This is a genomic window from Acinetobacter sp. ATCC 27244 (assembly GCF_000156555.1).
Lineage (GTDB): Bacteria > Pseudomonadota > Gammaproteobacteria > Pseudomonadales > Moraxellaceae > Acinetobacter > Acinetobacter haemolyticus.
This window is the reverse complement of the sequence record NZ_GG665962.1, coordinates 228,893-253,691: the sequence shown is the minus strand read 5'-3', so window position 1 is coordinate 253,691 and position 24,799 is coordinate 228,893. Positions and strand designations below refer to the sequence as shown.

23 protein-coding genes and 1 pseudogene are annotated in these 24,799 nt (G+C 40.5%); 14 read left to right on the top strand and 10 right to left on the bottom strand.

Features of this window, described 5'->3' with window-relative positions; translation table 11 throughout:
- Positions 1–181: 181 nt before the first annotated feature.
- Positions 182–1,327, bottom strand: a complete 1,146-nt coding sequence (locus tag HMPREF0023_RS13200; RefSeq protein WP_017395204.1) for an endonuclease/exonuclease/phosphatase family protein — start codon at positions 1,325–1,327, stop codon at positions 182–184.
- Positions 1,328–1,513: 186 nt separating this feature from the next.
- Here HMPREF0023_RS13200 and asd point away from each other — a divergent pair, with 186 nt between their 5' ends.
- The 5 genes from asd to truA all read left to right on the top strand — a co-directional run bounded on the left by asd (position 1,514) and on the right by truA (position 7,331).
- The gene (gene asd, locus HMPREF0023_RS13195) at positions 1,514–2,632 is read left to right on the top strand and encodes an aspartate-semialdehyde dehydrogenase (protein WP_004637799.1); all 1,119 of its coding nucleotides are present in this window, start codon (positions 1,514–1,516) and stop codon (positions 2,630–2,632) included.
- 183 nt (positions 2,633–2,815) lie between these two features.
- Positions 2,816–4,225, top strand: coding sequence for a hypothetical protein (locus tag HMPREF0023_RS13190; protein WP_008942313.1), 1,410 nt, complete (start codon positions 2,816–2,818; stop codon positions 4,223–4,225).
- Positions 4,226–4,283: 58 nt separating this feature from the next.
- Positions 4,284–5,489, top strand: a complete 1,206-nt coding sequence (locus HMPREF0023_RS13185) for a FimV/HubP family polar landmark protein (protein WP_008942312.1) — start codon at positions 4,284–4,286, stop codon at positions 5,487–5,489.
- A 63-nt stretch (positions 5,490–5,552) separates the two neighbouring features.
- Complete coding sequence (locus HMPREF0023_RS13180; protein WP_008942311.1) at positions 5,553–6,518, top strand: asparaginase domain-containing protein; 966 nt, start codon at positions 5,553–5,555, stop codon at positions 6,516–6,518.
- A 15-nt stretch (positions 6,519–6,533) separates the two neighbouring features.
- On the top strand, positions 6,534–7,331 hold the full coding sequence (truA, locus tag HMPREF0023_RS13175) for a tRNA pseudouridine(38-40) synthase TruA (RefSeq protein ID WP_004637795.1): 798 nt from the start codon (positions 6,534–6,536) through the stop codon (positions 7,329–7,331).
- Positions 7,332–7,368: 37 nt separating this feature from the next.
- Here the strand turns inward: truA and HMPREF0023_RS13170 are convergent, their stop codons facing one another.
- Complete coding sequence (locus HMPREF0023_RS13170) at positions 7,369–8,376, bottom strand: AraC family transcriptional regulator (protein WP_004637794.1); 1,008 nt, start codon at positions 8,374–8,376, stop codon at positions 7,369–7,371.
- A gap of 231 nt (positions 8,377–8,607) precedes the next feature.
- Here HMPREF0023_RS13170 and infA point away from each other — a divergent pair, with 231 nt between their 5' ends.
- Positions 8,608–8,829, top strand: a complete 222-nt coding sequence (gene infA / locus HMPREF0023_RS13165) for a translation initiation factor IF-1 (RefSeq protein WP_001284370.1) — start codon at positions 8,608–8,610, stop codon at positions 8,827–8,829.
- 222 nt (positions 8,830–9,051) lie between these two features.
- Positions 9,052–9,459: a hypothetical protein gene (locus HMPREF0023_RS13160; RefSeq protein WP_008942310.1), complete on the top strand. Its 408-nt coding sequence runs from the start codon at positions 9,052–9,054 to the stop codon at positions 9,457–9,459.
- Between the two features lie 56 nt (positions 9,460–9,515).
- On the opposite strand, the gene leuB is transcribed toward HMPREF0023_RS13160, so the two are convergent.
- The 4 genes from leuB to leuC all read right to left on the bottom strand — a co-directional run bounded on the left by leuB (position 9,516) and on the right by leuC (position 13,410).
- A complete protein-coding gene (gene leuB, locus HMPREF0023_RS13155) occupies positions 9,516–10,595 on the bottom strand; it encodes a 3-isopropylmalate dehydrogenase (RefSeq protein ID WP_005088120.1) in 1,080 nt (359 codons plus the stop codon).
- A 43-nt stretch (positions 10,596–10,638) separates the two neighbouring features.
- Positions 10,639–11,214 carry a hypothetical protein gene (locus HMPREF0023_RS13150; protein ID WP_004637791.1) on the bottom strand — a complete coding sequence of 192 codons (576 nt, stop codon included), beginning with the start codon at positions 11,212–11,214 and terminating at the stop codon, positions 10,639–10,641.
- Between the two features lie 114 nt (positions 11,215–11,328).
- On the bottom strand, positions 11,329–11,979 hold the full coding sequence (gene leuD, locus HMPREF0023_RS13145; protein WP_008942309.1) for a 3-isopropylmalate dehydratase small subunit: 651 nt from the start codon (positions 11,977–11,979) through the stop codon (positions 11,329–11,331).
- 12 nt (positions 11,980–11,991) lie between these two features.
- Positions 11,992–13,410 (bottom strand): 3-isopropylmalate dehydratase large subunit, encoded by a 1,419-nt coding sequence (leuC, locus tag HMPREF0023_RS13140; RefSeq protein ID WP_017396556.1) that lies wholly within the window; start codon positions 13,408–13,410, stop codon positions 11,992–11,994.
- A gap of 255 nt (positions 13,411–13,665) precedes the next feature.
- On the opposite strand from leuC, the gene HMPREF0023_RS13135 reads away from it, so the two are divergent.
- Together HMPREF0023_RS13135 and HMPREF0023_RS13130 are read left to right on the top strand one after the other, a co-directional pair.
- Positions 13,666–13,884 (top strand): DUF2061 domain-containing protein, encoded by a 219-nt coding sequence (locus HMPREF0023_RS13135; protein ID WP_005083680.1) that lies wholly within the window; start codon positions 13,666–13,668, stop codon positions 13,882–13,884.
- A 124-nt stretch (positions 13,885–14,008) separates the two neighbouring features.
- Positions 14,009–14,866 carry a LysR family transcriptional regulator gene (locus tag HMPREF0023_RS13130; RefSeq protein WP_005083683.1) on the top strand — a complete coding sequence of 286 codons (858 nt, stop codon included), beginning with the start codon at positions 14,009–14,011 and terminating at the stop codon, positions 14,864–14,866.
- Here the strand turns inward: HMPREF0023_RS13130 and HMPREF0023_RS13125 are convergent.
- Positions 14,863–15,513, bottom strand: coding sequence for an HAD family hydrolase (locus HMPREF0023_RS13125; protein ID WP_005088114.1), 651 nt, complete (start codon positions 15,511–15,513; stop codon positions 14,863–14,865). The genes HMPREF0023_RS13130 and HMPREF0023_RS13125 overlap by 4 nt on opposite strands.
- 184 nt (positions 15,514–15,697) lie before the next feature.
- On the opposite strand from HMPREF0023_RS13125, the gene HMPREF0023_RS13120 reads away from it, so the two are divergent.
- Together HMPREF0023_RS13120 and ptsP are read left to right on the top strand one after the other, a co-directional pair.
- The gene (locus HMPREF0023_RS13120) at positions 15,698–16,174 is read left to right on the top strand and encodes an RNA pyrophosphohydrolase (protein ID WP_004637784.1); all 477 of its coding nucleotides are present in this window, start codon (positions 15,698–15,700) and stop codon (positions 16,172–16,174) included.
- A 91-nt stretch (positions 16,175–16,265) separates the two neighbouring features.
- A pseudogene (gene ptsP, locus HMPREF0023_RS13115) lies at positions 16,266–18,561 on the top strand (phosphoenolpyruvate--protein phosphotransferase).
- Positions 18,562–18,616: 55 nt separating this feature from the next.
- Here the strand turns inward: ptsP and HMPREF0023_RS13110 are convergent.
- Positions 18,617–19,075: a hypothetical protein gene (locus tag HMPREF0023_RS13110; RefSeq protein WP_005088113.1), complete on the bottom strand. Its 459-nt coding sequence runs from the start codon at positions 19,073–19,075 to the stop codon at positions 18,617–18,619.
- Positions 19,076–19,656: 581 nt separating this feature from the next.
- Between HMPREF0023_RS13110 and katG the strand changes: the two genes are divergently transcribed.
- From katG to HMPREF0023_RS13095, 3 genes are all read left to right on the top strand, one after another.
- Positions 19,657–21,858, top strand: a complete 2,202-nt coding sequence (gene katG, locus HMPREF0023_RS13105) for a catalase/peroxidase HPI (RefSeq protein WP_005088112.1) — start codon at positions 19,657–19,659, stop codon at positions 21,856–21,858.
- Between the two features lie 102 nt (positions 21,859–21,960).
- Positions 21,961–22,401, top strand: a complete 441-nt coding sequence (locus HMPREF0023_RS13100) for a thiol-disulfide oxidoreductase DCC family protein (protein ID WP_005088111.1) — start codon at positions 21,961–21,963, stop codon at positions 22,399–22,401.
- Entirely contained in the window at positions 22,398–22,805 is a 408-nt protein-coding gene (locus tag HMPREF0023_RS13095) for a DoxX-like family protein (RefSeq protein ID WP_005088109.1), read from the top strand. Before HMPREF0023_RS13100 ends, HMPREF0023_RS13095 begins: the two co-directional genes overlap by 4 nt.
- Here the strand turns inward: HMPREF0023_RS13095 and HMPREF0023_RS13090 are convergent.
- Positions 22,792–23,844, bottom strand: a complete 1,053-nt coding sequence (locus HMPREF0023_RS13090; protein WP_004637777.1) for an MBL fold metallo-hydrolase — start codon at positions 23,842–23,844, stop codon at positions 22,792–22,794. The two genes, HMPREF0023_RS13095 and HMPREF0023_RS13090, sit on opposite strands and share 14 nt — an antisense overlap.
- Before the next feature lie 319 nt (positions 23,845–24,163).
- A complete protein-coding gene (locus HMPREF0023_RS13085; RefSeq protein ID WP_005083699.1) occupies positions 24,164–24,775 on the bottom strand; it encodes a glutathione S-transferase family protein in 612 nt (203 codons plus the stop codon).
- Positions 24,776–24,799: the final 24 nt, after the last annotated feature.

Genomic DNA, 24,799 nt, shown 5'->3' with positions numbered 1-24,799 from the left:
ACATCTTTTTTATTCTCTTGCGTCCATCGCATGCATCATATCCATAATGCTTTTATCCATCTCAGCGTTGCTATCCTTAAACGGAAATCCATTCCTGCTTCCTTGTGCTGATGTATTTAGAATAAACCTTTTAATCTTGTCAGACTATTCGCTGTAGACCTAAATTCCTGTACGATAATGCTTACAATACACCTTGTCTATTTTCACTTTCCATCTCACGTTTATGTGGCTGAGCCAACTCATCTACAACTATTTTCTCTTCTTTCTCAGCTTTTTCTATACCATCCTGAATCGCTTCCTTTGCATCCTGCTCATCTTCTGCACTTTGCTCTAACTCTTGGTGTTGCTGCTCAAAAATGCGATCTGTTTGCAAAACTACATAGATAGGAAAATGATCAGAGCCAATATGAGCAAGTCTTTTCATTTCAACCAAACCAAAATCGGTGCTATGAAAGATATGGTCGAGAGACCAGCGCAGCAAAGGATAATCAGCATGAAAAGTATTCATAAAATAGCGACCAACTCGTGGGTCGAGTAAACCACTAATTCTTTGAAATAATCGTGTTGTTCTGGACCACGCAACATCATTTAAATCGCCCATCACAATACAAGATTGATCCAGATCTTTAATCTGGTCCCCAACAATAAGTAACTCAGCATCTCTCAACGTTGAATCTTTTGCTTCAGTTGGACTTGGGGGCTTAGGATGCAAGCAATATAATTGCACATGCAAACCTGATGGCAGAGTTAAAGTCGTGTGAATCGATGGAATTTCATCACTTAAAATAAATTTAACTTCGCTATGGCTGAGTGGCAAACGACTATATAAATGCATACCATATAAATTATCCAGAGGAACAGGAACACGGTAAGGATAATCTTTTTCAATTGAACTCAATGCTTGCTGCCACACTGCATCAGATTCAAGTGTTAGCACAACATCAGGTTTTAAACTTTCAATCTGTTTTAACAGCAAATGATATTGATCATTAGGTGTTAAAACATTAGCCACCAATAATGAGATTTGTTGTTCAGACTTTAATTGGCCAGTCTTCACTTTAAGCACTTGTTTTTTCCACAATGGCGTATACGGCAAAACCATTTTTAATTGATAAGCAATTGCGGCAACTAATAGAACAAACAGCACCTCACTCCAGATCGTCCAATCTGCGACTACAAATAACATCGCACAGAAAATAAGAAGACCAACGGCTAAGATTTGCAATCGAGGGAAATCCGTTCCTCGAAACCACCATTCATCTCGTGGGATCAGTGACCAAAACGTCAGCCATATAACCAGTACCGCACCAACCTGAATCCATATCATGTTCATTTTTCTCTTGGGAGGTGATAAATTTTAAATAAAGTTGTGGCTTTATCAGTTTTCCATCTAACACAAACAAATAATTCCACACAATAAATCAACTGTTTTATTCATGTAACGCTTGCAGTTGCGTTCACTTTTGATACACTCAAGCCCCTTAAAGTTTTTTAGATACCGAGGCAAAATGACATGAAAGTAGGTCTGGTCGGTTGGCGTGGGATGGTAGGTTCTGTCCTTATGCAACGTATGGTTGAAGAGAATGATTTTGCTCACATTGAGCCATTTTATTTCTCTACCAGTAATGCAGGTGGCGAAGCACCTTCATTTGGTGGTAAGACTGCCCCAGCACTTATGGATGCAACGGACATTAATAGTCTGAAGCAAATGGATGTCATTTTGACCTGTCAAGGTGGAGACTACACCTCTGAAGTTTTCCCAAAACTTAAAGCCGAGGGTTGGGATGGTTACTGGATTGATGCTGCATCTACACTACGTATGGCAGATGATGCGATCATTGTTCTTGATCCAGTAAACTTAAATGTGATCAAAGATGGTTTAGTCAACGGAACAAAGACTTTCGTTGGTGGTAACTGTACCGTTTCATTGATGCTGATGGGCTTAGGTTCACTTTTCCAAAATAATTTGGTTGAGTGGGCGACCTCTATGACTTACCAAGCAGCTTCTGGTGCTGGTGCTCAAAACATGCGTGAACTCATTACAGGTATGGGTTATTTGTACAACAATACTAAAGAATTATTAGATGACCCTAAGTCTGCAATTCTTGATATTGATCGTCAAATTGCTGACTTACAACGTGGTGAAGGCTTCCCTAAAGCTAACTTTGGCGTGCCATTGGCAGGTTCATTGATCCCTTATATCGATAAACAACTCGAAAGTGGTCAGTCAAAAGAAGAATGGAAAGGTCAAGTTGAAACCAACAAGATTTTAGGTAATCAACAAATTGTTCCTATCGATGGTCATTGTGTCCGCATCGGTGCGATGCGTTGTCACTCTCAAGCAATTACTTTGAAATTGAAAAAAGATGTACCGCTTGATGAGATCGAGGATATGATCCGTAATTCGAGTCAATGGGCTAAAGTTGTTCCTAATACACGCGAAGCGTCAATGACCGATCTGACCCCTGTTGCAGTTACTGGTACTTTAACTGTACCTGTTGGTCGTTTACGTAAACTGAACATGGGTAAAGAATACCTCGGTGCATTTACGGTAGGAGACCAACTACTTTGGGGCGCAGCTGAACCTTTACGTCGTATGTTACGCATTCTTGTGGAATTCAAGAACGCGTAAGCAAAAACTGATAAAAAACAAAAGCCGATCACATTTGATCGGCTTTTTTTATTACCGTAGATAAGGAATTTACAATCCATTTACATCACGGTAATGTATACTCAGCTAGTGTTGGCATTTCACCATGGCTGAAATATCAACGGGCCCTAGACCTGACTACAACACCACTATTCATGGATCGAGATGACTGTTAATAACAAATTAAAAATTGCCATTTTAGCCATTTTATCTTCGCAATCTCTTTATGCGATTACCTTTGACCCGCTGCAAATTCAATCTGCACCTGGTGAATTACTTTATGCTGAAATGAGCTTTCATCAAGCAGATTCAAATGCAAGATTAGAGGTTTCACTAGCAACACCAGATGACTTGCGTATGTTAGGTGCAACACATCAACCACCTGCACATCTCAATTTTTTTACACGTCGTAATAATCGCGGTGAGGGTGTTATCGTTGTTACCTCTACTCGCCCAATGCTCGATCCTGAGCTAAATATTATTCTAAAAATACAAGAAGGTAGTGCCTCACATTTAAAGCATATTCGACAACCCATTCGACAAAATGCCAAAGTCGCAAACAATGCTAAAAGCAGCTATGAAAAATCTTTGACACCCAAGTTCATCGTAAGTGAAAAAGACATTGCTTTAAACCTGCCTGAAAGTACTCAATTTAATACAACAACCCAGCCCAGTTTGAAACAAGAAAAGCTCTTAAACGCCCCTTTTGTACTCCCTCCTGTCTTAAATATTTCAGAGACACGTCATTCTGCAACTGCAACTGCAACTGCAACTGCAACTATTGAGCAAGCTCAAATAAAAGAAGAAATCAACTCTACAGCTAAAAATCAAGCCAATACAAATACGTTAGCAACTCAAACTGCTACAGATGAAGACATTACGCAAAGCAATACCACAGCAAATGAAAGCAAAATAGAAACTGCCCAAGCAGAAGTAAAAATAGAACAAGCATCTGAAAAGGCCCAAGAACTGCCGTTAAAAGAGGCAACAAAGCCTAAAGCGCCAACCAATCAACAACCAGCAGCATCAGCCAATGCTCAACAGCATGTCGTACAACGAAATGAGTCACTTTGGAGTATTGCCCAACGCATTTCAGCGCAGACGCAACAACCATTACATCAAGTGATGCATCAAATTAAGCAACAGAACGAACATGCTTTTATCGGCGGCAATGCCAATCGCTTAAGACAAGGTTCTCATTTAAACTTCAATCTCAACTCAGTTCCAGTGAGAAAAACACCACCAACATCAACTATAACTGCACAATCACGTATACCAGCTGAGAAAGCGAAATATCGCTTGCAACAGGCTGAAATGACCTTAGTTGCGGAAAGCAATCAAGATTCAAGCACTGGAAGTGCCAAAAAAGACACATTACAGCAAAAAAGCACTGCAGACTTGTCATTAAAAGTTATGACAGCACGAGAAAAAACCGTTACATTACAAAAAAACGTAACGCAGTTAGAATTGGCTTTACGCCAAAAGGAACAACGGATTCAACTGCTCAATGCTCGACTCGCTGCACTACAAGATCAGTTGAAAGCGCAAAAGGAAGCGAAGAATTCAGCGCACTAAGTTACGAAAACATTTATAGATTTGTATAAAGCGGTTCTGGCTTTAAGGGGTATAGATCATGTCAACTATAATAATCGTATTGCTCGTCATCGTTTTGATTGTAGCAATCGTTCTTAAAAAGCGTGAAGGTCAGCAAAAGCAGTCCGCAGCAAAAAAAACTGCTAGCAAAACTGTGAAAAAAGCTTCATCGCGTACTACATTGGTTCAAGAAGAGCATGTACCTGCCCCAGCAGTGACAACACCAATCTCGGAAAGTCTGCGTCAAAGACTGAGTCATGAAATTCAACAGGGTAATTATCTGACTGCTGAAGCACAGATTAACCAAGCGTTAAAACAAGATAATGCTCAACATGAATTATATTTATTTTTAGCAGATATTCATTTAGCACAAAAAGATGAGTTCGCAATTGATCAATTGATCAAACATTTGCATGCATTAAAGTTAGCCGATATTGCTCAAGCTGCTGAAGTTAAGAAAAAAGAAGGGTTAAAAGCGACTTCATTTGACAGTATTGAGTTCGACCATCAAGCTAGTGCCCCTACGATAGACACGACATCAGAGCAAAAATCTGAGTTTGATGGCTTAGCACAAGATACTCCCCAAAGTTTTGATGACTTGCAATCTGAATATATTGCACCTGCTGAACAAGAAAAGATTGCAGAGCCGAAATCAGCCGTTGAACCTTTAGATTTTGACTTCTCTTTCGAGCAAAAAGAAACAGCCAAAACTGACACTACTGCTGTAGATGTTCAAGACCAGCAAGCGCTGGCATTTACCCCAAGTATTGATTCAACACCAAGTATCGAAGAAACAAAACAGCCTGAAGAAAAACCAGCCCTAGATTTTAGCTTTGGTAATTTAGAGTTAGCACCCACTCAACCTTTAGATGAAGTTGAGGAGACTCAATCTAAAACGGATCTATCCCCGAACCTCGCACCTGAACAAGTGGCATTTGAAGACAGTCCAGTTGAACTAGAAAAAGCTGAATTGGACTTTGGTACTACCGAAACAAATGTTGATTTAGCAGCAAATTCTCCTGCACAGGTCGTACCAGAAGCTGTTACGCTAACTGATCCACTTGCCCAATCTTTTCCAGATTTGCAGCAGCTAGATGAAGCTCAACTTAACTTAGATCTTGCTGAGCAATACATCGAACTTGGGGCATACGAGTCTGCCCAAGTATTGCTACAAAGTAGCCAATCTCAGTTTAATGCTGAACAACAACAACGTTCACAAAAATTACTGAATCAAATAGCGTCATAAAGCAGATCGGTCTAAAATAAGCAGTCTCCATGACTGCTTTTTTATGATGAAAAAATTTCTATTATGAAAACAATCGCTTTAATTTATATGGGTGGAACCTTTGGCTGCGTTGGTGATCCTTTGATGCCGATGCCTGAACACAGCTTTTTACCTGCACTGAAAAAAGTAATCCCTACACATTTCTCGGTAGAGTGTTTTGCTGCACCAAGTATCAAAGACAGTAGCGCTTGTACTGCAACAGACTGGCTCAAACTTATACAACAAGTTCAGCAACTACAACTTGACGGTTTTCAGCATTTTGTCATCATCCATGGTACAGATACTCTAAGCTATGCAGCAGCAACACTTGCGCGTTTCATAGGGCATTCTTGCCATGTCGTGATTACAGGTAGCCAGTATCCTCTACTCAACATTGATGCAAATGACATCCGAGAGTTTACTGATGCCTTGAGTAATTTAACTCTCGCATGTGAGCAAGTCCTTCGACTCCCTGCTGGTGTCTATCTTGCCTTTCATCAACAGATTTTCCATGCACAAACAGCACTAAAAGTTCATACGACTGAATTGAATGCATTTGCAGGTGTTGCAGCAACTCAAGAATGTCTGACTGTCGCCGATTATTTTGTGGTCCAAAATGAACATTTTGAACAAGCCACACAGCTCAGCGTACTCAACTTGATGTTACAACCCATCGCGCAAGAGCAGCTCACCCTACAGCTAAAGAATATTCTTGCAAACCCACCTCACTTTTTAATTTTACAAGGATTTGGGACGGGCAATATTGCTGTCAATGATGAGATACTATCGTTATTTGAAGCCCTCTATCAGCGCCAATGCCTCACCATTGTTAGTACTCAAGTCACCTTCGGGCAAATAGATCAACGTTATGCAGTTAGTTCATGGATTCATTCTGCCAAAGTTTTGCTCAATGATTGTCATAGCCATGCCGATTTATATGCAAAAGCCCTGCAAATGTATTTAAAATACCCGACCCACGATCAATGGTTCACACATTGGCAGCAACACTAATTCTGAGGTTAAGACATGCAACGTTATGCAATTGGTATTGAATTTTGCGGTACTCAATACCGTGGTTGGCAAACACAACAAGCAGGCGTTGCAAGTGTTCAAGAAACCATTGAAAAAGTTTTAAGCACGATTGCAGATCACCCTATTATATTGCATGGTGCTGGACGTACGGATGCAGGAGTACATGCAACCAATATGGTTGCGCATTTTGATACTACCGCAATCCGCCCAGATCGTGGTTGGCTCATGGGGACAAACAGCCAACTTCCGAAGGATATATCACTTCAGTGGATTAAACGCATGGATGAAAGCTTCCATGCTCGCTTTAAAGCTCGCGCAAGACGCTATCGCTATATCGTTTATAACGCCCCAACTCGCCCCGCATTATTGTATAAGCAAGTAACCCATCTCTATCAAACCCTTGATGTACAGAAAATGATTGCTGCTGCTGCAAAATTTGAAGGCACGCACAATTTTGAGACCTTCCGCGCTGCAGCATGCCAATCCAATCAACCTGTACGCCACGTCAAACATTGTCGTTTGTTTGAACATGGCCGCTATCTAGTTCTTGATATTCAAGCGGATGGTTTTTTGCATCATATGGTGCGAAATATTATGGGCTGCTTACTTGAAATTGGACAAGGGATGTATGAAATCGACCATATTGATCACATGTTCGCTGCACAAGACCGCAAAGCCGCTGGTATTACGGCACCTGCCGATGGACTGTACTTCATTCAAGCAGAGTATCCTGAACAGTTTGATCTCCCACAATCACCATTGGGACCGCATTGGTTGAATCTTCCTGAATAAAAAAACCTTATCTGATTGATAAGGTTTTTGGAAACTTTTAACGTTGCTTTCTTTTACGATATTCAACAGGGGTTTCATTGGTCCAGCGCTTAAATGCGCGATAAAAAGTACTTGGCTCTGAAAATCCAGTTAAATACACAATACGTTCTACACTCTCATTGGTGTTTGCCAATAACTTTTTGGCTAAACGGCAACGATAATCAGAAAGAATTTGCTGAAAACTGGTATTTGCCTCACTCAATTGAGTTCTTAGACGACGAGGTGTGATGTTCAATTGTGCGGCAACTGTCTCCAAAGTGGTCTCACCACTTTCCAAGGTTGAACCAATGGCACGACGCACCTCACCTACTAAATCATAGCGGGCTAGCTCTTGTAATTTTTCAATCGCTAATTGTTCATGGAGCTGCAATAGTTCTGGTTCAGCTTGCCATAATGGATAATCTAGTACAGTTGCATCAAAATAAAGTCGAGTCTCTTTTTGACCCAAGCTCACAGGACAACCGAAAACACGAAAATACTCATCATCGTCAGCACCTTCATTAAAATTGAAATCAATATAAATCGGCTGAAACTGACCTTCAGTAATAAACTTAAAGAACCGTAGAATACCCGACATCGCACATTCAGAAAAATGACGATTCACCAAGTTATCTGGCCAATATTGCTCGCCATTACTGAGATAACAACGACCATCTTCAATAATCAATTTCGCATCAAAAGCATCACTGATTAAACGTTGGTAAGCCAAAGCACGCTTTAGCCCCTCACCAAAAGTTTCGCTACTAATAAACAAATGTTCAATGACCTGCCCTCTATACAAAGGCAAATGCTCACCAAGATGTAGCCCAATATCAGGATCGTTACTTACTTCTTGTGCAGCGATCCAAAATGCATTCTGTGCACTTAATGGCGTTCGTGCATTGGTATCAACTTGATTGAGAGCCACTCCAGCCTTGGTTAAAATCTCTTCTGTCGGTAATCCTGCTTTACGAATTGCCTGATAACCAAAGCGCAATACAACTGATGCATCTGTTAGCTGACCCACGCAGTGCCCTTCCCTGTAAGTACGTTATTGTGACAATGAACAATAAATTTAGATTAACGTTGATTGACCAAACTGACAACAATATTCTGCTTCTTTTGTAAAAAAAATTTTAAGAATTGTCTAACAATTTCTTTCGGCTAATATCTGGCTGCCTTATCGTGACTTCATCTTGTAAATTTTAAATAAATTGACTATAATTTGCGCCTTTCCAATTTGATCATCAGGTAGGCCATGGCCAATAAAGAGGAACTCATCGAGTTCGAAGGCGTTGTCACCGAAACGCTTCCTAATACTATGTTCCGTGTACGTTTAGAAAACGGTCACGAAGTTATTGCTCACATTTCTGGTAAAATGCGTAAACACTATATCCGTATTTTGACAGGCGACAGCGTAAAAGTTGAAATGACACCTTATGATTTAACAAAGGGTCGTATTACTTATCGTGCGCGCTAAGAATTCGTGAATGCAAAAAAGCCACAACTCATGTGGCTTTTTTTATAAGCTATAAGCGAATACGCTATTTAATGATCTAACACTCACTTAGTTGTTTAGAGCGATAGTAATTATTACTGTAATATAATATCGTCTCCAGAACCGATAGATTTGTATACGCATCTCATATTCTTCGATCAAATATAAAAAATTATTTATTCCAAAAATAAGGAAATAGTCGCAATGCATTATAAATTTTTTATTATTTTCTTCGCATTACTATTGCAAGGCTGTGCAACACCCAAATGGCAGTCTATTCAATTACAAGACTATCTCCAACCTTACATCGGGCAATCTGCTCAGAACATTCAACAGAATCTCAACTTGAATGACTTAGGCTTTCAAACGCTTAAACATCCTCAAATGACAACAGATACCTTGACGTATACGGTTTTGCGACCAATTAACATTCCTATACCCATTGCCGAGTCTATAGGTGGTTCAGGGCCGAATATGGGAGGTTCAGTGCGATTGAACTCAGCCTCTACCCGACAACAGTCTTATGATGTCAATTTTTACTGCCATATTATTTTTGAGCTCGATCAGCAACAAATTGCGCGCTCAATTCGCTATGAAGGCAAAGCTTGCTAAAGCGATATCCCAAATAAAAAACGCAGCCTTAGCTGCGTTTTTTTATTTATAAGCATTTAGTTGAGTGCAGAAACTACCGCCTCACCCATCGCATCGGTACCTACTTTGCTCATACCTTCTGACATAATGTCAGCTGTACGGAAACCTTGATCCAATACTTGACCAACAGCATCTTCAATTGCTTTGGCAGCAGCCTCTTCACGGAAGGTATAACGCAACATCATCGCTACAGAGAGAATGGTTGCAAGCGGGTTTGCGACATTTTGACCTGCGATATCTGGCGCAGAACCATGACAAGGCTCATACATTCCCTTGCCATTCTCATCCAACGATGCAGAAGGTAACATACCAATTGAACCCGTTAACATCGCCGCTTCATCCGATAAAATATCACCGAATAGATTACCAGTCACAATCACATCAAACTGTTTAGGCGCGCGTACCAATTGCATCGCAGCATTGTCAACATACATGTGTGATAACTGAATATTTGAATATTGTGCTTGCTGTAAATCAGTAACAGTTTGCTTCCACAACTCAGTCACTTCGAGCACATTGGCCTTATCCACTGAGCAAACTTTTCCGCCACGCAATCCTGCAAGTTCAAATGCTACTTTTGCGATACGCTTGATTTCACTTTCTGAATAAACGTCCGTGTTATAGCCTTGTTTCTCACCATTTTCGAGTTCACGAATACCACGTGGTTGACCGAAATAGATCCCACCCGTTAATTCACGAACAATCAAAATATCTAAACCCGAAACAATTTCTGGTTTAAGGCTCGAAGCATCAGCCAATTGTGGATATAAAATTGCTGGACGTAGATTTGCAAATAGATTGAGTTCACTACGAATTTTTAATAGTCCACGCTCAGGACGGATAGAACGTTCAATGGTATCCCACTTCGGTCCACCCACTGCACCCAATAAAATTGCATCAGCTTTTTTGGCTTGTTCGCTCGTGATGGCTGGATAAGGTTCACCGTGTTCATCAATCGCTGAGCCACCGAGTAAACCATGCTCCCATGTCAAACCTAAATTAAATTTATCATTGACCTTAGTTAGTACTTTTTCAGCAGCGCCAACAATCTCAGGACCAATGCCATCACCCGCTAAAATTAAAATATGTTTAGACATCTATTTTTCCAGTTTGATATGCGCAGTTCTCACTGCAAGCGAATTAAATCTTTTTTTCAATAAATTCACCTAAGCCTTTGCTGACATCATAAGATCTGCAAAAACGGCGAATTGTTTGTTGCTCTTGCTGTAAATCAACACATAAAGGATCAGGTGCAGAAACGGTTAGTAAGCTACCTGAACGAGAAGTGCGATCACGATACATTTTGAAGGTATAGCGTAAATACGGTTTAAACTCATGAATGACATGAAAGGTTTCCGCACGATCAAGAGAAATCGGATAGAAACGGATCACGATTTCATATTCTTTCGCGGGAACACTGAGATAAACTTGCTGTTTTCGGCTGAATACAGAACCCTGTAATCTGACAATGCCACGTTCCATCGCCTGTCGACTTATACGATGTGACGTTGCATTAATGACCTCAATATCATTAATTCGAGCAAACTCACAATTCTCTACGCCTGAACAATGTAAGGTTGCATTATTCGCTTTTTGCTCTAGTGTATTTTGAGCAATACGAACTTGATCAACCACATTAGTTGTGTTTTGACATCCAGCTAAAATTGTTCCAACAGATAAACACAACAAAATATTGCGTGCCAATATCCTTCTCATTGTTCAGGCCCAGTCCTCATGTCATAGCAACATGCAAGCAAAATAATCTTTGTTTGCATGTTAGCAAGAGTTGTATCGCTATGCTATGTCTATGTTCAAAATGTATTCAAACAATTAGGCTTTGATTTCGGCAAATACCCAAGGACGCGCTTGTTTTGCTTTAGCTTCATATGCATGAATCTCATCAGCAACCTGCAAAGTTAAACCAATATCGTCCAAACCATTCAATAAACAATGTTTACGGAATGGATCAACTTCAAATTTGAATGCATCACCTTTCGGCGTACGCACTTCTTGTGCTTCCAAATCAATGGTGAGTTGATAGCCTTCGGCTTCAGCACATTCTTTAAATAATTGATCAACAATCTCTTCAGACAAGATCACAGGTAACATACCGTTTTTAAAACAGTTGTTAAAGAAAATATCTGCAAAGCTTGGCGCAATCACAGTACGGAAACCATACTCGTTTAACGCCCAAGGTGCATGTTCCCGACTTGAACCACAACCAAAGTTGGTACGTGCCAATAAAATCGTTGAACCTTGATAACGTGGTTTATTTAAAACGAAATCTGGATTTTTCGGACGCTTACTAATATCCTGCCCTAAATAACCTTCATCCAAATAACGCAATTCATCAAATAAGTTGTCGCCAAAGCCAGTACGCTTAATTGATTTCAAAAACTGTTTTGGGATAATTAAGTCTGTATCGACATTGGCACGATCTAAAGGTGCAACAATACCTTGTTCTACAGTGTATTTTTCCATGGTTTAGCTCCTTTAGAATGAACGAACATCAACAAAATGCCCTGCAATTGCTGCCGCTGCTGCCATTGCTGGACTAACCAAATGCGTACGACCACCATTACCTTGACGACCTTCAAAATTACGATTTGAAGTCGATGCACAATGCTCACCTGGTTGCAATTTATCAGCATTCATTGCCAAACACATTGAGCAACCTGGTTCACGCCATTCAAAACCTGCTTCCAAGAAAATCTGATCTAAACCTTCTTGTTCTGCTTGCTGTTTGACCAAACCAGAACCTGGAACGATCATCGCTTGTTTGATACTTGAAGCGACTTTACGGCCTTTTACAACTTCAGCAGCAGCACGAATATCTTCGATACGTGAGTTTGTACAAGAACCAATAAACACTCGATCTAATTGGATATCTGCCAAAGCTTGACCTGCATTTAAGCCCATATATTGGTATGCGCGTGTCCAGTCATTGCGTTGTACATCATCTTTGGCTTGTTCTAATGTCGGAACAGCCTGTGAAACAGGAATCACCATTTCTGGAGAAGTTCCCCATGATACTTGTGGTTCAATCTCAGCACCATTTAACACCACGACTGCATCAAACTCAGCATCATCATCCGAATGCAAAGTATTCCAATATTCTACTGCTTGATCCCACTGTTCACCTTTAGGTGCATAATTACGATCTTTCACATAAGCAATAGTTTTATCATCGACAGCCACCACACCCACGCGTGCGCCAGCCTCGATCGCCATATTACAAACAGTCATACGACCTTCAATCGACATATCACGGAATACTTGACCGCCAAATTCGATTGCGTAACCTGTGCCACCCGCTGTACCGATTTTACCAATGATGGCTAAAACCACATCTTTCGATGTCACACCTTTGCCTAAGACACCATCAACGCGAACAAGCATATTCTTCGATTTTTTCTGTACCAAGCATTGTGTCGCTAATACATGCTCAACTTCAGATGTCCCAATACCATGCGCTAAACAACCGAAAGCACCATGCGTTGCCGTATGCGAATCACCACATACCACCGTCATCCCAGGTAATGTTAAACCTTGTTCTGGTCCAACCACATGCGCGATCCCTTGACGGATATCATTAATACCAAATTCAACGATATTAAAGGTCTTACAGTTATCATCTAAGGTTTGAACTTGGATACGAGAAGTATCATCTTCAATCCCTGCAATGCCTTGTTCACGCTCTTTTTTAGAGGTCGGTACATTGTGGTCAGGTGTTGCGACATTGGCACTTAAACGCCATGGTTGACGTCCTGCAAGCTGTAAACCCTCAAATGCTTGTGGACTAGTCACTTCATGTAATAAATGACGATCAATGTAAATTAAACACGATCCATCATCACGCTCAGTGACTAAATGGTCATCCCATAATTTGTCATACAATGTCTTGCCTGCCATGTCATCGCTCTCCGTGATGCTTGCCATAGGACTGGGTATTTGTAATCTTAGCTTGATTATAACAACCGTTTCACATAAATCTAATTTATCATTTTTATAAATTAACAAACTTTTTGGAATAATTTGTTTTTATAATAATATTCTCTTCAACCACGATTCATAAAACCAATCATCAGCAATTGAAATTTCTTTTTTACATTTTTAATGATAATGATTATTATTTATATAAATCTAATTTGATAAGACGGTGACAGCATGGCTAATATCCAACAGTTTGTGATTAAAAATCAGCGAACTTTAAAAAAAACCTTAAGCTACTACTTCATGCATATCACAGTGGCCATGTTGGTCGCTTATGTAGTCACTGGAAATCTCATCATGGCGGTAACTTTGAGTTTACTTGAACCAACCGTACAAGCATTTGCCTACTTCTTCCATGAAAAAATTTGGAATAAAACCGAACAAAAAGCCTAACTTTTAATTATACATATACAGCTTAAACTATCTTTGTTCACCGCTTTTGCCTAAAATAGTTTGCTGTATATGCTTAGCCATCAAAAATAAACATCTAAATTTTAATGATTTTCGAGCCTAAATTATGAATCTTGCCGCCTTTGAAGCGTTTGTTAAAGTTATGGAAACAAGTTCAATTTCAATTGCTGCTGAACAGCTTTTCATTACTCAACCAGCGGTCACTAAACGAATTCATAGTTTAGAGGATTATTTTGGCGTCAAACTATTTGAATCGGCTGGACGAGGAATTCAGCCTACTCATGCTGCTCACTCATTATTACCCAAAGTCAAAACATGGTTAAATGAACTCGGTGAGATTCATCATACATTGAGCCATGAGCAAGCCCAAGTTCAGGGTCGCCTCAAGATCGGTACCAGCCATCATATTGGCCTGCATCATCTTGCCGAACCATTAAAAAAGTTTGTGCAACATTATCCCAAAGTCACTTTAGATGTTCATTTTGTTGATTCTGAACAGGCTCATGAACAAGTACTGGCTGGAGAATTGGAGCTGGCATTTCTGACCTTGCCGCCTGTCGGCGATGATCGTCTTAATTATGTCACGATCTGGGAAGATCCTTTGGTTTTCGTCTCCGCACCATTTCATCCACTGGCCCAACAACATGATCTTCAACTTGAGGATTTGATTGCTTATCCGAGTCTATTACCTGCGGCTCATACCTATACCAGCCAAATCACTTTGGCTGAGTTTGAGAAAAAAGGATTAAAACCCAGAATTACCATGAGTAATAATCCTTTAGAGTCCATCAGAATGCTGGTTTCGATCGGTTTAGGCTGGTCAGTCTTGCCAAAAACCTTACTCAATCATGAACTCACCCGCTTAGATTTGAATCTAAACATGAATCGCCAGCTAGGCATGGTTTGGCATCCAGCACGAATCCAATCCAAAGCGGCTGAGGAACTGATCCAAATGATGACTTAAATCGACCAATCCTGAATGTCCCATTGTTGTTCTTGTGCAAGTTTTTCCAAACGATCATCAGGATTTACCGCAATGGCATGGGTCGCATATTCAAGTAAGAACCGATCGTTGATTGAGTCGGAATAAGCCCAAGACTCACTCACCGTACGTCCTGCTAACCATTGATCTAAACGTGCAAGCTTGCCTTTTTGATAACACGGAATTCCCGTCACCTTGCCTGTGTATTTGCCGTCGGATATTTCTGCATTGGTCGCAATAATTTCAGTAATACCAAATTCACGGAAAATTGGTGCCGTAATAAAGTCACTGGTCGCGGTAATTCCCACAATCGCATGTCCCAGATCCTGATGTTTTTTAATGGTATCAAAACCTTTGGGGCGCATTTTAGGGCGAATAACTTTTTGCATAAACAACTGATGGAGATCGGTTAAGTAGTTATTGTCATGCTTGGTTAAAAACTCAAAAACAAACTCATTATAAGCAATCGGATCCAGTTGCCCTGCTTTGTAATCTTCATAAAATTTATCGTTCATTTGACGATGATGAACTGGATCAACTAAACCTTCATTGACCAAAAATTCACCCCACGAATGGTCAGAATCGGTATTTAACAGGGTATGATCTAAATCAAACAAAGCCAATTTCATATAAATGCTCATTTAAATGCAAATTAAAGAAAAAAAACGTAAATCTATTTCCGTAAGTCACTAAAAATTCGTTAAGATCATAGCAATTTTAAACATTTTACTTTGATCTTTTACGAGTTGGACGTGCAAGCGTGACTGTCCCCGAGATCAAAGTCAACGATATAGACAAAATTTAGGTAGCCAAATGATCGACTCAGAAGGTTTCCGACCCAACGTCGGGATCATTTTGGCAAACGATGACGGACACGTCTTATGGGCAAAACGCATTGGTCACAATGCTTGGCAATTTCCACAAGGAGGAATCCAGTTTGGAGAAACCCCTGAACAGGCACTTTATCGTGAACTGAGAGAAGAAGTCGGTTTATTGCCCGAACACGTCCAAATTATAGCGCAAACAAAAGGTTGGCTGCGTTATCGTTTGCCACATCGGTACATTCGGTCAGATTCAGATCCGGTATGTATTGGACAAAAGCAAAAGTGGTTTTTACTGAAGCTGACGGCATCGCCACATCATATTCAGTTAAACCTCTCTGACCCACCCGAATTCGACGAATGGCAATGGGTGAGTTATTGGTATCCTTTGGGTCAAGTGGTCAACTTCAAACGTGATGTTTACCGTAAGGCCATGATGGAGTTGTGTTTACAATTACCTCAGCGTTAAACGTTAATAAATCATCACTTTAAGCAATGATTTTTGACAAGAGAGCTGTTATAACTAGGCAATAACGATTTATAAATTGGAGTAAACATCCATGTCAAACATGCAACTCGACACCCTTAGACGCATTGTCCAAGAAATTAATGCGTCCGTCAGTTTGCATGATTCTTTGGACATTATGGTCAACCATGTTGCAGAAGCAATGGATGTGGATGTGTGCTCGATTTATTTACTGGATGAGCGTAATAAGCGTTATGTGCTCATGGCCTCTAAAGGTCTAAATCCAGAATCTGTTGGTCAAGTTGCATTAAATGTAGGTGAAGGACTTGTTGGCTTAGTCGGTCAACGCGAAGAAATCGTCAACCTAGACAATGCACCAAAACATGATCGTTTTGCTTATTTACCCGAAACAGGTGAAGAGTTATTTAACTCCTTCCTCGGCGTTCCCGTCATGTACCGTCGTAAGGTAATGGGCGTTCTCGTTGTACAAAAGAAAGAGCCCCAAGACTTTAGTGAAGCGGCTGAATCTTTTCTCGTTACGCTTTGTGCACAGCTCTCAGGTGTTATTGCCCATGCGCATGCGGTGGGAAATATTGATGTATTCCGTAAACCAAGTAATGGCCCTAGCTACAAGACCTTCCAAGGTGTTTCGGGTGCTGGGGGGAATTGCCTTAGGACGTGCTATCGTATTGTATCCACCCGCAGATCTCACTGCGATTCCAGATCGTGAGGCTGATGATATCAGTGAAGAGCTGGAACTCTTGGATCAAGCAATCGTTGCTGTTCGCGCAGAAATCCAATCACTTGATGAAAAGATGCAAGATTCATTGATGTCGGAAGAACGAGCACTGTTTAGTGTGTTCTTACGAATGCTAGATGAAAATGCACTTCCAAGTGAGATCAAAGATCATATTCGTGATGGTAGCTGGGCACAAGGTGCCGTACGAAAAGTCATCGACAAGCACTCTGCTCTATTTGCACAAATGGAAGATGATTATTTGCGTGAACGCGTATCTGATCTAAAAGATCTAGGCCGTCGAATCCTCGCTTGTTTACAAGAAAACGATACAAGTCATCGAGAGTTGAGCCCAGATAGTATCCTGATCGGTGAAGAAATCAGTACTGCTGCATTAGTTGAACTACCTGTTGACAATATCGCGGCGATTGTAACCTCAGAAGGTGCTGCCAATTCACATATGGTGATTGTTGCACGTGCGTTGGGTATTCCAACCGTTGTCGGGGTGACTGAATTACCGATTACCACACTTGATGACATTGAGATGATTGTCGATGCTTATCAAGGACGTATCTTCGTTAATCCACCACGACGTTTACGTCAACGCTATAAAGAAGTCCAAAAAGAAGAAGAACAAATTGCGAAAGATTTAAAGCAATACGAAACCAAAGATGCGATTACCCCAGATGGCGTTGCGATTCCGCTATTTGTAAATACGGGTTTAATGATTGATGTAGTTCGTGGCGTGCAACGTGGTGCAAAAGGCGTTGGTTTATACCGTAGTGAAATCCCGTTCATGCTCCGTGATCGCTTTCCTGGTGAAGAAGAACAACGAGCAATATATCGTCAACAGCTCAGCCATTTTGCCAATAAACCTGTCACCATGCGAACTCTCGACATTGGTGCAGATAAGGATCTACCATACTTTAGCATTGAAGAAGAAAACTCCGCTTTAGGTTGGCGTGGTCTGCGTTTTACACTCGACCACCCAGAAATTTTCTCAGCTCAAATTCGGGCAATGCTAAAGGCAAGTATTGGTCTAAACAATCTACACATCCTCTTGCCGATGGTGACCAGTGTCAGTGAGGTTGAGGAAGTTCTGTATTTATTGGAACGTGACTGGATTGCAGTTCAAGAAGAAGAACAAGTCAAAATCAATAAACCTAAAATTGGGATTATGGTTGAAGTCCCAAGTGTACTCTTTCAAATTGATGAGTTTGCAGAATTAGTCGATTTTTTCTCTGTGGGTTCAAACGATTTAACTCAATATTTACTCGCTGTTGATCGTAACAACCCTCATGTTGCCAACGTTTATTCACATTATCACCCATCAGTCCTCAGAGCATTAAAGCGCTTAGCGCTCGACTGTCAGGCACACCAAAAACCAGTGAGTGTCTGTGGAGAAATGGCAGGTGACCCATTAACCGCTATTTTATTAATTGCAATGGGCTTTGACACACTGTCAATGAGTTCAAGTAATATTTTAAGAGTACGCAAAGCGATTTGCCATGTCCCAATGAGTGACGCGAAGCGTCTACTGGATGACGTTCTGCAAATGAATAACCCTTTAGTCATTAAAAGTTGGTTAGAACACTATTTCAGAACCCATGGTTTAGCTGATATGGTCAAATCGAATCGTTTAGTCGGCGCCTAAACGCAACATCATCAAAGGGGATGCTGTTCAGACAGAGTCCCCTTTATCAATCTAATTATTTTGCAGCACGAAGATAAACTTGCTGCTTACCTTGATTTAAGCTCACACGAGGAAATTGACGATCATAGTCAATCACAATCGTATCTTTAGCTGCAAGATTTTTACGATCAGATTCCCATGTCACATAATACGTAATTTCAGCATCCGCTCGAACCGCTGGTTGAATCAGCTTTTTATGATCTGCTGGTATTGTAAAATCCACTGTAAAAGGAATCTGAGAAACTTGAACTTTCTTTTTCTGAATCAACGTTGCTGGCGCATCAGCCATACGACTATCTACTGCATACAAACTTGCTGTACCTTGCTGTGGCGAGACGCCATAAGTTCCTTGCCCCACAAACTCAACACTGAGTGATTGTAACGAGTTTGCTTTGCCTCCATCTGTTTCAGGCATAGATGTACAACCTGCAAGTGCTGCTAATGATAGACCGAGTCCTATTGCGAATGCTTTCATTATTTTTTAATCTCCTCAAAAGATAAAATTAAAAATATCATAGTAAACCTGCAAATTCTTGTGACTTACATATCTCCTACCTAGCATTTCATTGAGAAACTTAAATGAGCCTCTTTATTAAAATAAGTGTAGAAAAATATGCATAAATTCACTATTTTTACATAACTGCAACAGGTCTATTTCATGCTTTTTTACCGATTTCATCTATTTTTAGTTAGGTCATTAATCATTACAACGACTTTTTATATAAAAAATTAAAAATGAATTAAGCTTTTTATTTTTCAACATTTTTTATCATTTTTAACAATTTTCACATCCACAAATCTCCTATTCCTGTTTAAGCTTTAAACAGTTTCAATCGAATAAAGCACTTAAGACATCAACTTTAATCCATTGGAAAAAAAAACGTCATCAACCTAGAGTAAAAATACAAAGGATGCGAACTTAGTCATTGCACATCAATTTAGGCATCTGAGATTTCGATACCGATTTTGTCAATGCGGCGGTTACACATTCATATCTTTGAACGGTCCAATAGTCGAGATTACGTTACTCAGGCGTTATCTCGATGGAGAAGAATCATGAGCCAGAACGATAAATCACAAATCAATACGACATCAGGACAATGCCCTGTTCTCCACGGCGGCAATACAGAAATGCAAGGCGGCCCCATGGCTTGGTGGCCAAATGCCTTAAATCTCGATATTTTACATCAACATGATAAAAAAACTGATCCAATGGATCCTGATTTTGATTACGCAAAAGCTTTTTCAGAACTTGATTTAGAAGCCGTCAAGCAAGATTTACGAGAACTCATCAATACGAGCCAAGACTGGTGGCCTGCCGATTGGGGCAGTTATGTTGGTATGATGGTGCGTACAGCATGGCACCTTGCCGGTAGCTACCGTAAACAGGACGGGCGTGGTGGCGCAAATACTGGTAACCAACGTTTTGCACCTCTAAATAGCTGGCCTGATAACGTCAATACCGATAAAGGCCGTCGTCTGCTTTGGCCAATCAAAAGAAAGTATGGCAATAAAATTTCATGGGGCGATTTAATTGTTCTTGCAGGTACAGTCGCTTATGAGGTTGCAGGACTGAAAACATTTGGTTTTGCTGGCGGTCGCGTCGACATTTGGGCACCCGAAAAAGATGTGTACTGGGGTAGCGAAAAAAAATGGTTAGATGCAACCAAAAACCGTTATGACAATGATCAAGACCGTGAATCTTTAGAAAATCCGCTTGCAGCAGTTCAAATGGGCCTCATTTATGTCAACCCTGAAGGCGTTGATGGTGTACCTGATCCTTTACGCACAGCTCAAGATATGCGTACCACATTTGATCGAATGGGAATGGATGATGAAGAAACCGTCGCATTAACTGCAGGTGGTCATACTGTCGGTAAAGCACACGGAAATGGTAAAGCAGAGAATTTAGGTGCTGACGTTGAAGGTGCAGATGTTGAATTCCAAGGTTTAGGTTGGCATAACTCTGAAGGAACGGGTAATGGTGCAAATACAATGGTCAGTGGTATCGAAGGCGCTTGGACCACTCATCCAACTCGATGGGATAACGAATTTTTCTATCTACTTTTCACTTATGATTGGGAGTTGCGCAAGAGCCCAGCAGGTGCTCATCAGTGGGAGCCCATTAACATTAAAGAAGAAGACAAGCCTGTCGATGCCCACAACCCAAATGTCCGTCGTAATCCGATCATGACCGATGCCGACATGGCACTCAAAATCGATCCTGAATATCGTAAAATTTCAGAACGTTTTTATCGTGATCCAGCTTATTTAGCGGAAGTATTCTCGCGCGCATGGTTTAAGTTGACCCATCGTGACATGGGGCCAAAGAGCCGTTATCTAGGTCCAGATGTTCCTCAAGAAGATTTAATTTGGCAAGATCCAATTCCAACTGTTGACTATACTTTGACAGATAGCGAAATTGCAGAGCTTAAAGCGAAGTTACTTGCAAGTGGTTTATCTAGTTCAGATTTAATTACAACTGCTTGGGACAGTGCACGTACTTATCGTGGTTCAGATTTCCGCGGTGGAGCGAATGGTGCCCGTATCCGTTTAGCACCTCAAAAAGACTGGGTTGGCAATGAACCTGAGCGTTTACAACGTGTGTTAAGTGTATTGGAGTCAATCCAAGCAAGTTTAAGCAAAAAAGTCAGTATTGCTGATTTAATCGTACTTGGAGGCACGGCTGCCGTAGAACAAGCTGCGCATAAAGCAGGTGTACAGATCACTGTACCATTTGCCCCAGGTCGTGGTGATGCAACCGCAGAACAAACTGATGTTTATTCATTTGAACCATTAGAACCGTTACATGATGGTTTCCGTAACTGGCAGAAGCAACACTATGCAACAATGCCAGAAGAGCTGCTATTAGATCGAGCACAACTCATGGGACTTACTGCACCGGAAATGACAGTATTGGTTGGTGGCCTACGTGTACTCGGTGCGAACTATGGTAACAACCCGCAAGGTGTCTTGACGGATCGTGTTGGCGTACTTAGTAACGATTTCTTTGTAAATCTCACTGACATGAAATATAACTGGAAGCCAACAGGCCGCAATAGTTATGACATCGTCGAACGTGACAGCGGTGTAGTTAAATGGACAGCAAGCCGTGTGGATTTAGTTTTTGGTTCAAATTCAATTCTACGTGCTTATGCAGAAGTATATGCTCAAGATGATAACAAAGAGAAATTCGTCAAAGACTTTGTGAAAACTTGGGTCAAAGTGATGAATGCAGATCGTTTTGATCTTGCTTAAATCCTCTTAAAATGGAGAAATGAAGAACCTTTTATGGTTCTTCATTTTTTTATGCTGGATTTTGAACTATGATCACAACAATGAATCTGGAAAATAATAACAATGACCACTTCACTCAATCATATAATCCAAGACAGTAATATCATCTTGTTTGATGCTCATTGTGTACTATGCTCTGCATGGGCGGATTTCATGGTGAAAAATGATCCTCAACTTCAATTCAAGTTAGCATCAGTTCAGTCACCAATAGGTCAACGTATTTTAACGATGTATCAACTTCCTACTGATCATTTTGAAACAATGGTATTAGTGGAACGTGGAAAACTATATACAGAATCAACTGCATTTATCAGAATCATTAAACACTTATCATTTCCATATTCAACACTTAAGTACACTCAATTTATTCCCAAAGTGATCCGAGATTTTGGATACCGACGTGTTGCCCTCAACCGCTATCTTCTTTTTGGTAAAACTGAACAATGCTACAGAATGACACCTGAAATCGCGGCTCATTTTTTAACTAATGATATGGTTTCATGAATACCTTAATCCAAACCCATCAACGTATTTTGAAGTTAAGTCAGGTCATGATTGGCTTGCTATGGATTTATCAGGGTTTATTTCCAAAATTAATTTTTAAAGTAGAGGATGAACAATACTTTTGGCAATACATGGGCTTAGCTTCAGAGTATATCTTCTGGATAATTTCACTTTCGGGGATCGCTGAAATTAGCTTCGGTTTTATGTTTTTATTATTTACACATCGATATTTACACAGGTTAAATATTATCAGTTTGATTGGGTTATTCATTTTCGTTTTATTGATTTACCCAAATAAAATCTATCAAGCATTTAATCCTGTCGTCATGAATCTCGGACTGATTAGCCTTTCAATTATTGCATTGTGGTGTATTGATACCCTCCAAGAGCTCAAGCTCGAATAAAATGCCCTTCACGAATACAATAAAATGGGCTCACTAATTTTGAGGATGCTTTCATCTCATGCATCAGCTCTTGTTCTGGTGCATCACGATCTTCATCCGTGAGCTGAAAAGTTCGATAATGTATTGCGAGAGATCGATGGGCATGTAAGTCTAAATGTGCATGGAATGCATCTTGTGGATTCATATGAACATAACGCATCAAATGACGAGGCTCATAAGCGCCTATAGGTAACAATGCCACTCTCGCATCACCATAACGCTCATGAATCTGTTTAAAGTGCCCAGCATATCCTGTATCACCAGCAAAAAAACAATGTCCTGTTTTTGCGAGCAACGAAAATCCGCCCCACAATGCGCGATTCTGATCTCTCAATCCACGCCCAGAGGCATGCTGTGCAGGTGTATACGCAATTTTCAATTCATCATGAAATGGAATTTCTTGCCACCAATCCATTTCAATCACATGCAAATGTTCAGGCATATAATAACCATTGCCTAAACCCGTATAGATCGGCATTTCAAACTTCTGATGAAGCCATTCTAAAGTCGCCAAATCAAGATGATCATAATGATTATGGCTCAATAGCACACCATGAATATAAGGCAGATGCTCTAAAGCAATTCCAGCTGTACACGCACGCTGTGGACCACGTCCTTGCCGTGGACTTGCATATTCACTCCAAACAGGATCTGTTAAAAAGTTATACGGACCTATTTGGATCAAAACAGTCGCATGCCCCACAAACCATATTTGCCAATCATTCAGATCTGCATGCGGACGGTTTTGGGGAAACTCCAAAATTTGATTACGCTGATTCAACTCATGAGCACGATCAACCTGCCATGTAAAGGACTTCCGTGTGGCAAGCCATTTCACCAAGCCTTTACGACCTAGTGGTGACAAAGGACGCTCTAGATTGTAGAAACGATCAAGACCACTATGCTCAGATGCCTCATGCGGAAATGGAGGCTTCATCCATGTATGGCTCAAGCAAGATTGTGTCGGCAATTGATAGGTTAATGTCGGCTTATCTTTCATGTACGTCTTCTATGGTGAAATCCAATCGCATGGGATAATAGGAATATTTCGATCTTTAGGCTTTAAGTATCAAGTCAATCCAAGCTTTTCTCATATACAAAAAGTATCAATCTCAGAAAATTTAATGATGCTCTGATCCTAACATAAGCTGTTAGTTATGCTGATTTTCTTTGACCGAGTCAATACCATTTTCACGTCGTTATCATACGGTTTGGTGGTTGATTTTATTCCAGATGATATACACGGGCATTTTCACGAATGTCCTTACCACATAAAAAAACAGCCGCATCAAGCGACTGTTTCTAACAATTCTATATCCTTAACCAGCATGACTAAAAAATTCAGCAAATTTCTCATAACTAGGACGCTTACTCACATGATCCAAATAACGCGCTATTGCTGGATGAGGTTGTATTTCTTCCATTTTCAGTTGCCAAAATAACATAGCTGCCACCAACACATCCGCCGTTGTAAACTGCTCACCACATAAATAAGGTGCAGCTTCACCCACGCCAATCACAAAGGCATTATAAGCATCATCATAGTCGCCATAGCCAACTGAAGACTTTTGTTCAGGATTCACCCCTACACCAAGCATACGGTCGGTTGCAGCAGCTTCCCATGGTCCAGAAATGAAGAATAGCCAACGATAATAAACACCACGTTGCGGATCATTTAACGCTGGCGCTAAGCCTTTCTCTGCAAACTTATCGGTCAAATAAGCGCAAATAGCCCCCAACTCATAGATCACCACATCATCATCAACTAGAACAGGTACTTTCCCAAAAGGATTAATTTTTAAATATTCAGGTGTTTTCATTTCCGTATCAAAAGCAACTTCAATGCGTTCACATTCAATACCCAGTTCGATTAACAACCAATCGACAACAACACCACGTGAAAAAGAATTTGTATATAGTTTTAGAGCCATTTTGATATTTCCTTGTTTATTTGG

Excerpts from the sequence above, each read along its gene's own strand:
- HMPREF0023_RS13200 (WP_017395204.1), bottom strand. The coding sequence starts at position 1,327 with ATGATATGGATTCAGGTTGGTGCGGTACTGGTTATATGGCTGACGTTT.
- asd (WP_004637799.1), top strand. The coding sequence starts at position 1,514 with ATGAAAGTAGGTCTGGTCGGTTGGCGTGGGATGGTAGGTTCTGTCCTT.
- HMPREF0023_RS13190 (WP_008942313.1), top strand. The coding sequence starts at position 2,816 with ATGACTGTTAATAACAAATTAAAAATTGCCATTTTAGCCATTTTATCT.
- HMPREF0023_RS13185 (WP_008942312.1), top strand. The coding sequence starts at position 4,284 with ATGTCAACTATAATAATCGTATTGCTCGTCATCGTTTTGATTGTAGCA.
- HMPREF0023_RS13180 (WP_008942311.1), top strand. The coding sequence starts at position 5,553 with ATGAAAACAATCGCTTTAATTTATATGGGTGGAACCTTTGGCTGCGTT.
- truA (WP_004637795.1), top strand. The coding sequence starts at position 6,534 with ATGCAACGTTATGCAATTGGTATTGAATTTTGCGGTACTCAATACCGT.
- infA (WP_001284370.1), top strand. The coding sequence starts at position 8,608 with ATGGCCAATAAAGAGGAACTCATCGAGTTCGAAGGCGTTGTCACCGAA.
- HMPREF0023_RS13160 (WP_008942310.1), top strand. The coding sequence starts at position 9,052 with ATGCATTATAAATTTTTTATTATTTTCTTCGCATTACTATTGCAAGGC.
- leuB (WP_005088120.1), bottom strand. The coding sequence starts at position 10,595 with ATGTCTAAACATATTTTAATTTTAGCGGGTGATGGCATTGGTCCTGAG.
- HMPREF0023_RS13150 (WP_004637791.1), bottom strand. The coding sequence starts at position 11,214 with ATGAGAAGGATATTGGCACGCAATATTTTGTTGTGTTTATCTGTTGGA.
- leuD (WP_008942309.1), bottom strand. The coding sequence starts at position 11,979 with ATGGAAAAATACACTGTAGAACAAGGTATTGTTGCACCTTTAGATCGT.
- leuC (WP_017396556.1), bottom strand. The coding sequence starts at position 13,410 with ATGGCAGGCAAGACATTGTATGACAAATTATGGGATGACCATTTAGTC.
- HMPREF0023_RS13135 (WP_005083680.1), top strand. The coding sequence starts at position 13,666 with ATGGCTAATATCCAACAGTTTGTGATTAAAAATCAGCGAACTTTAAAA.
- HMPREF0023_RS13130 (WP_005083683.1), top strand. The coding sequence starts at position 14,009 with ATGAATCTTGCCGCCTTTGAAGCGTTTGTTAAAGTTATGGAAACAAGT.
- HMPREF0023_RS13125 (WP_005088114.1), bottom strand. The coding sequence starts at position 15,513 with ATGAAATTGGCTTTGTTTGATTTAGATCATACCCTGTTAAATACCGAT.
- HMPREF0023_RS13120 (WP_004637784.1), top strand. The coding sequence starts at position 15,698 with ATGATCGACTCAGAAGGTTTCCGACCCAACGTCGGGATCATTTTGGCA.
- HMPREF0023_RS13110 (WP_005088113.1), bottom strand. The coding sequence starts at position 19,075 with ATGAAAGCATTCGCAATAGGACTCGGTCTATCATTAGCAGCACTTGCA.
- katG (WP_005088112.1), top strand. The coding sequence starts at position 19,657 with ATGAGCCAGAACGATAAATCACAAATCAATACGACATCAGGACAATGC.
- HMPREF0023_RS13100 (WP_005088111.1), top strand. The coding sequence starts at position 21,961 with ATGACCACTTCACTCAATCATATAATCCAAGACAGTAATATCATCTTG.
- HMPREF0023_RS13095 (WP_005088109.1), top strand. The coding sequence starts at position 22,398 with ATGAATACCTTAATCCAAACCCATCAACGTATTTTGAAGTTAAGTCAG.
- HMPREF0023_RS13090 (WP_004637777.1), bottom strand. The coding sequence starts at position 23,844 with ATGAAAGATAAGCCGACATTAACCTATCAATTGCCGACACAATCTTGC.
- HMPREF0023_RS13085 (WP_005083699.1), bottom strand. The coding sequence starts at position 24,775 with ATGGCTCTAAAACTATATACAAATTCTTTTTCACGTGGTGTTGTTGTC.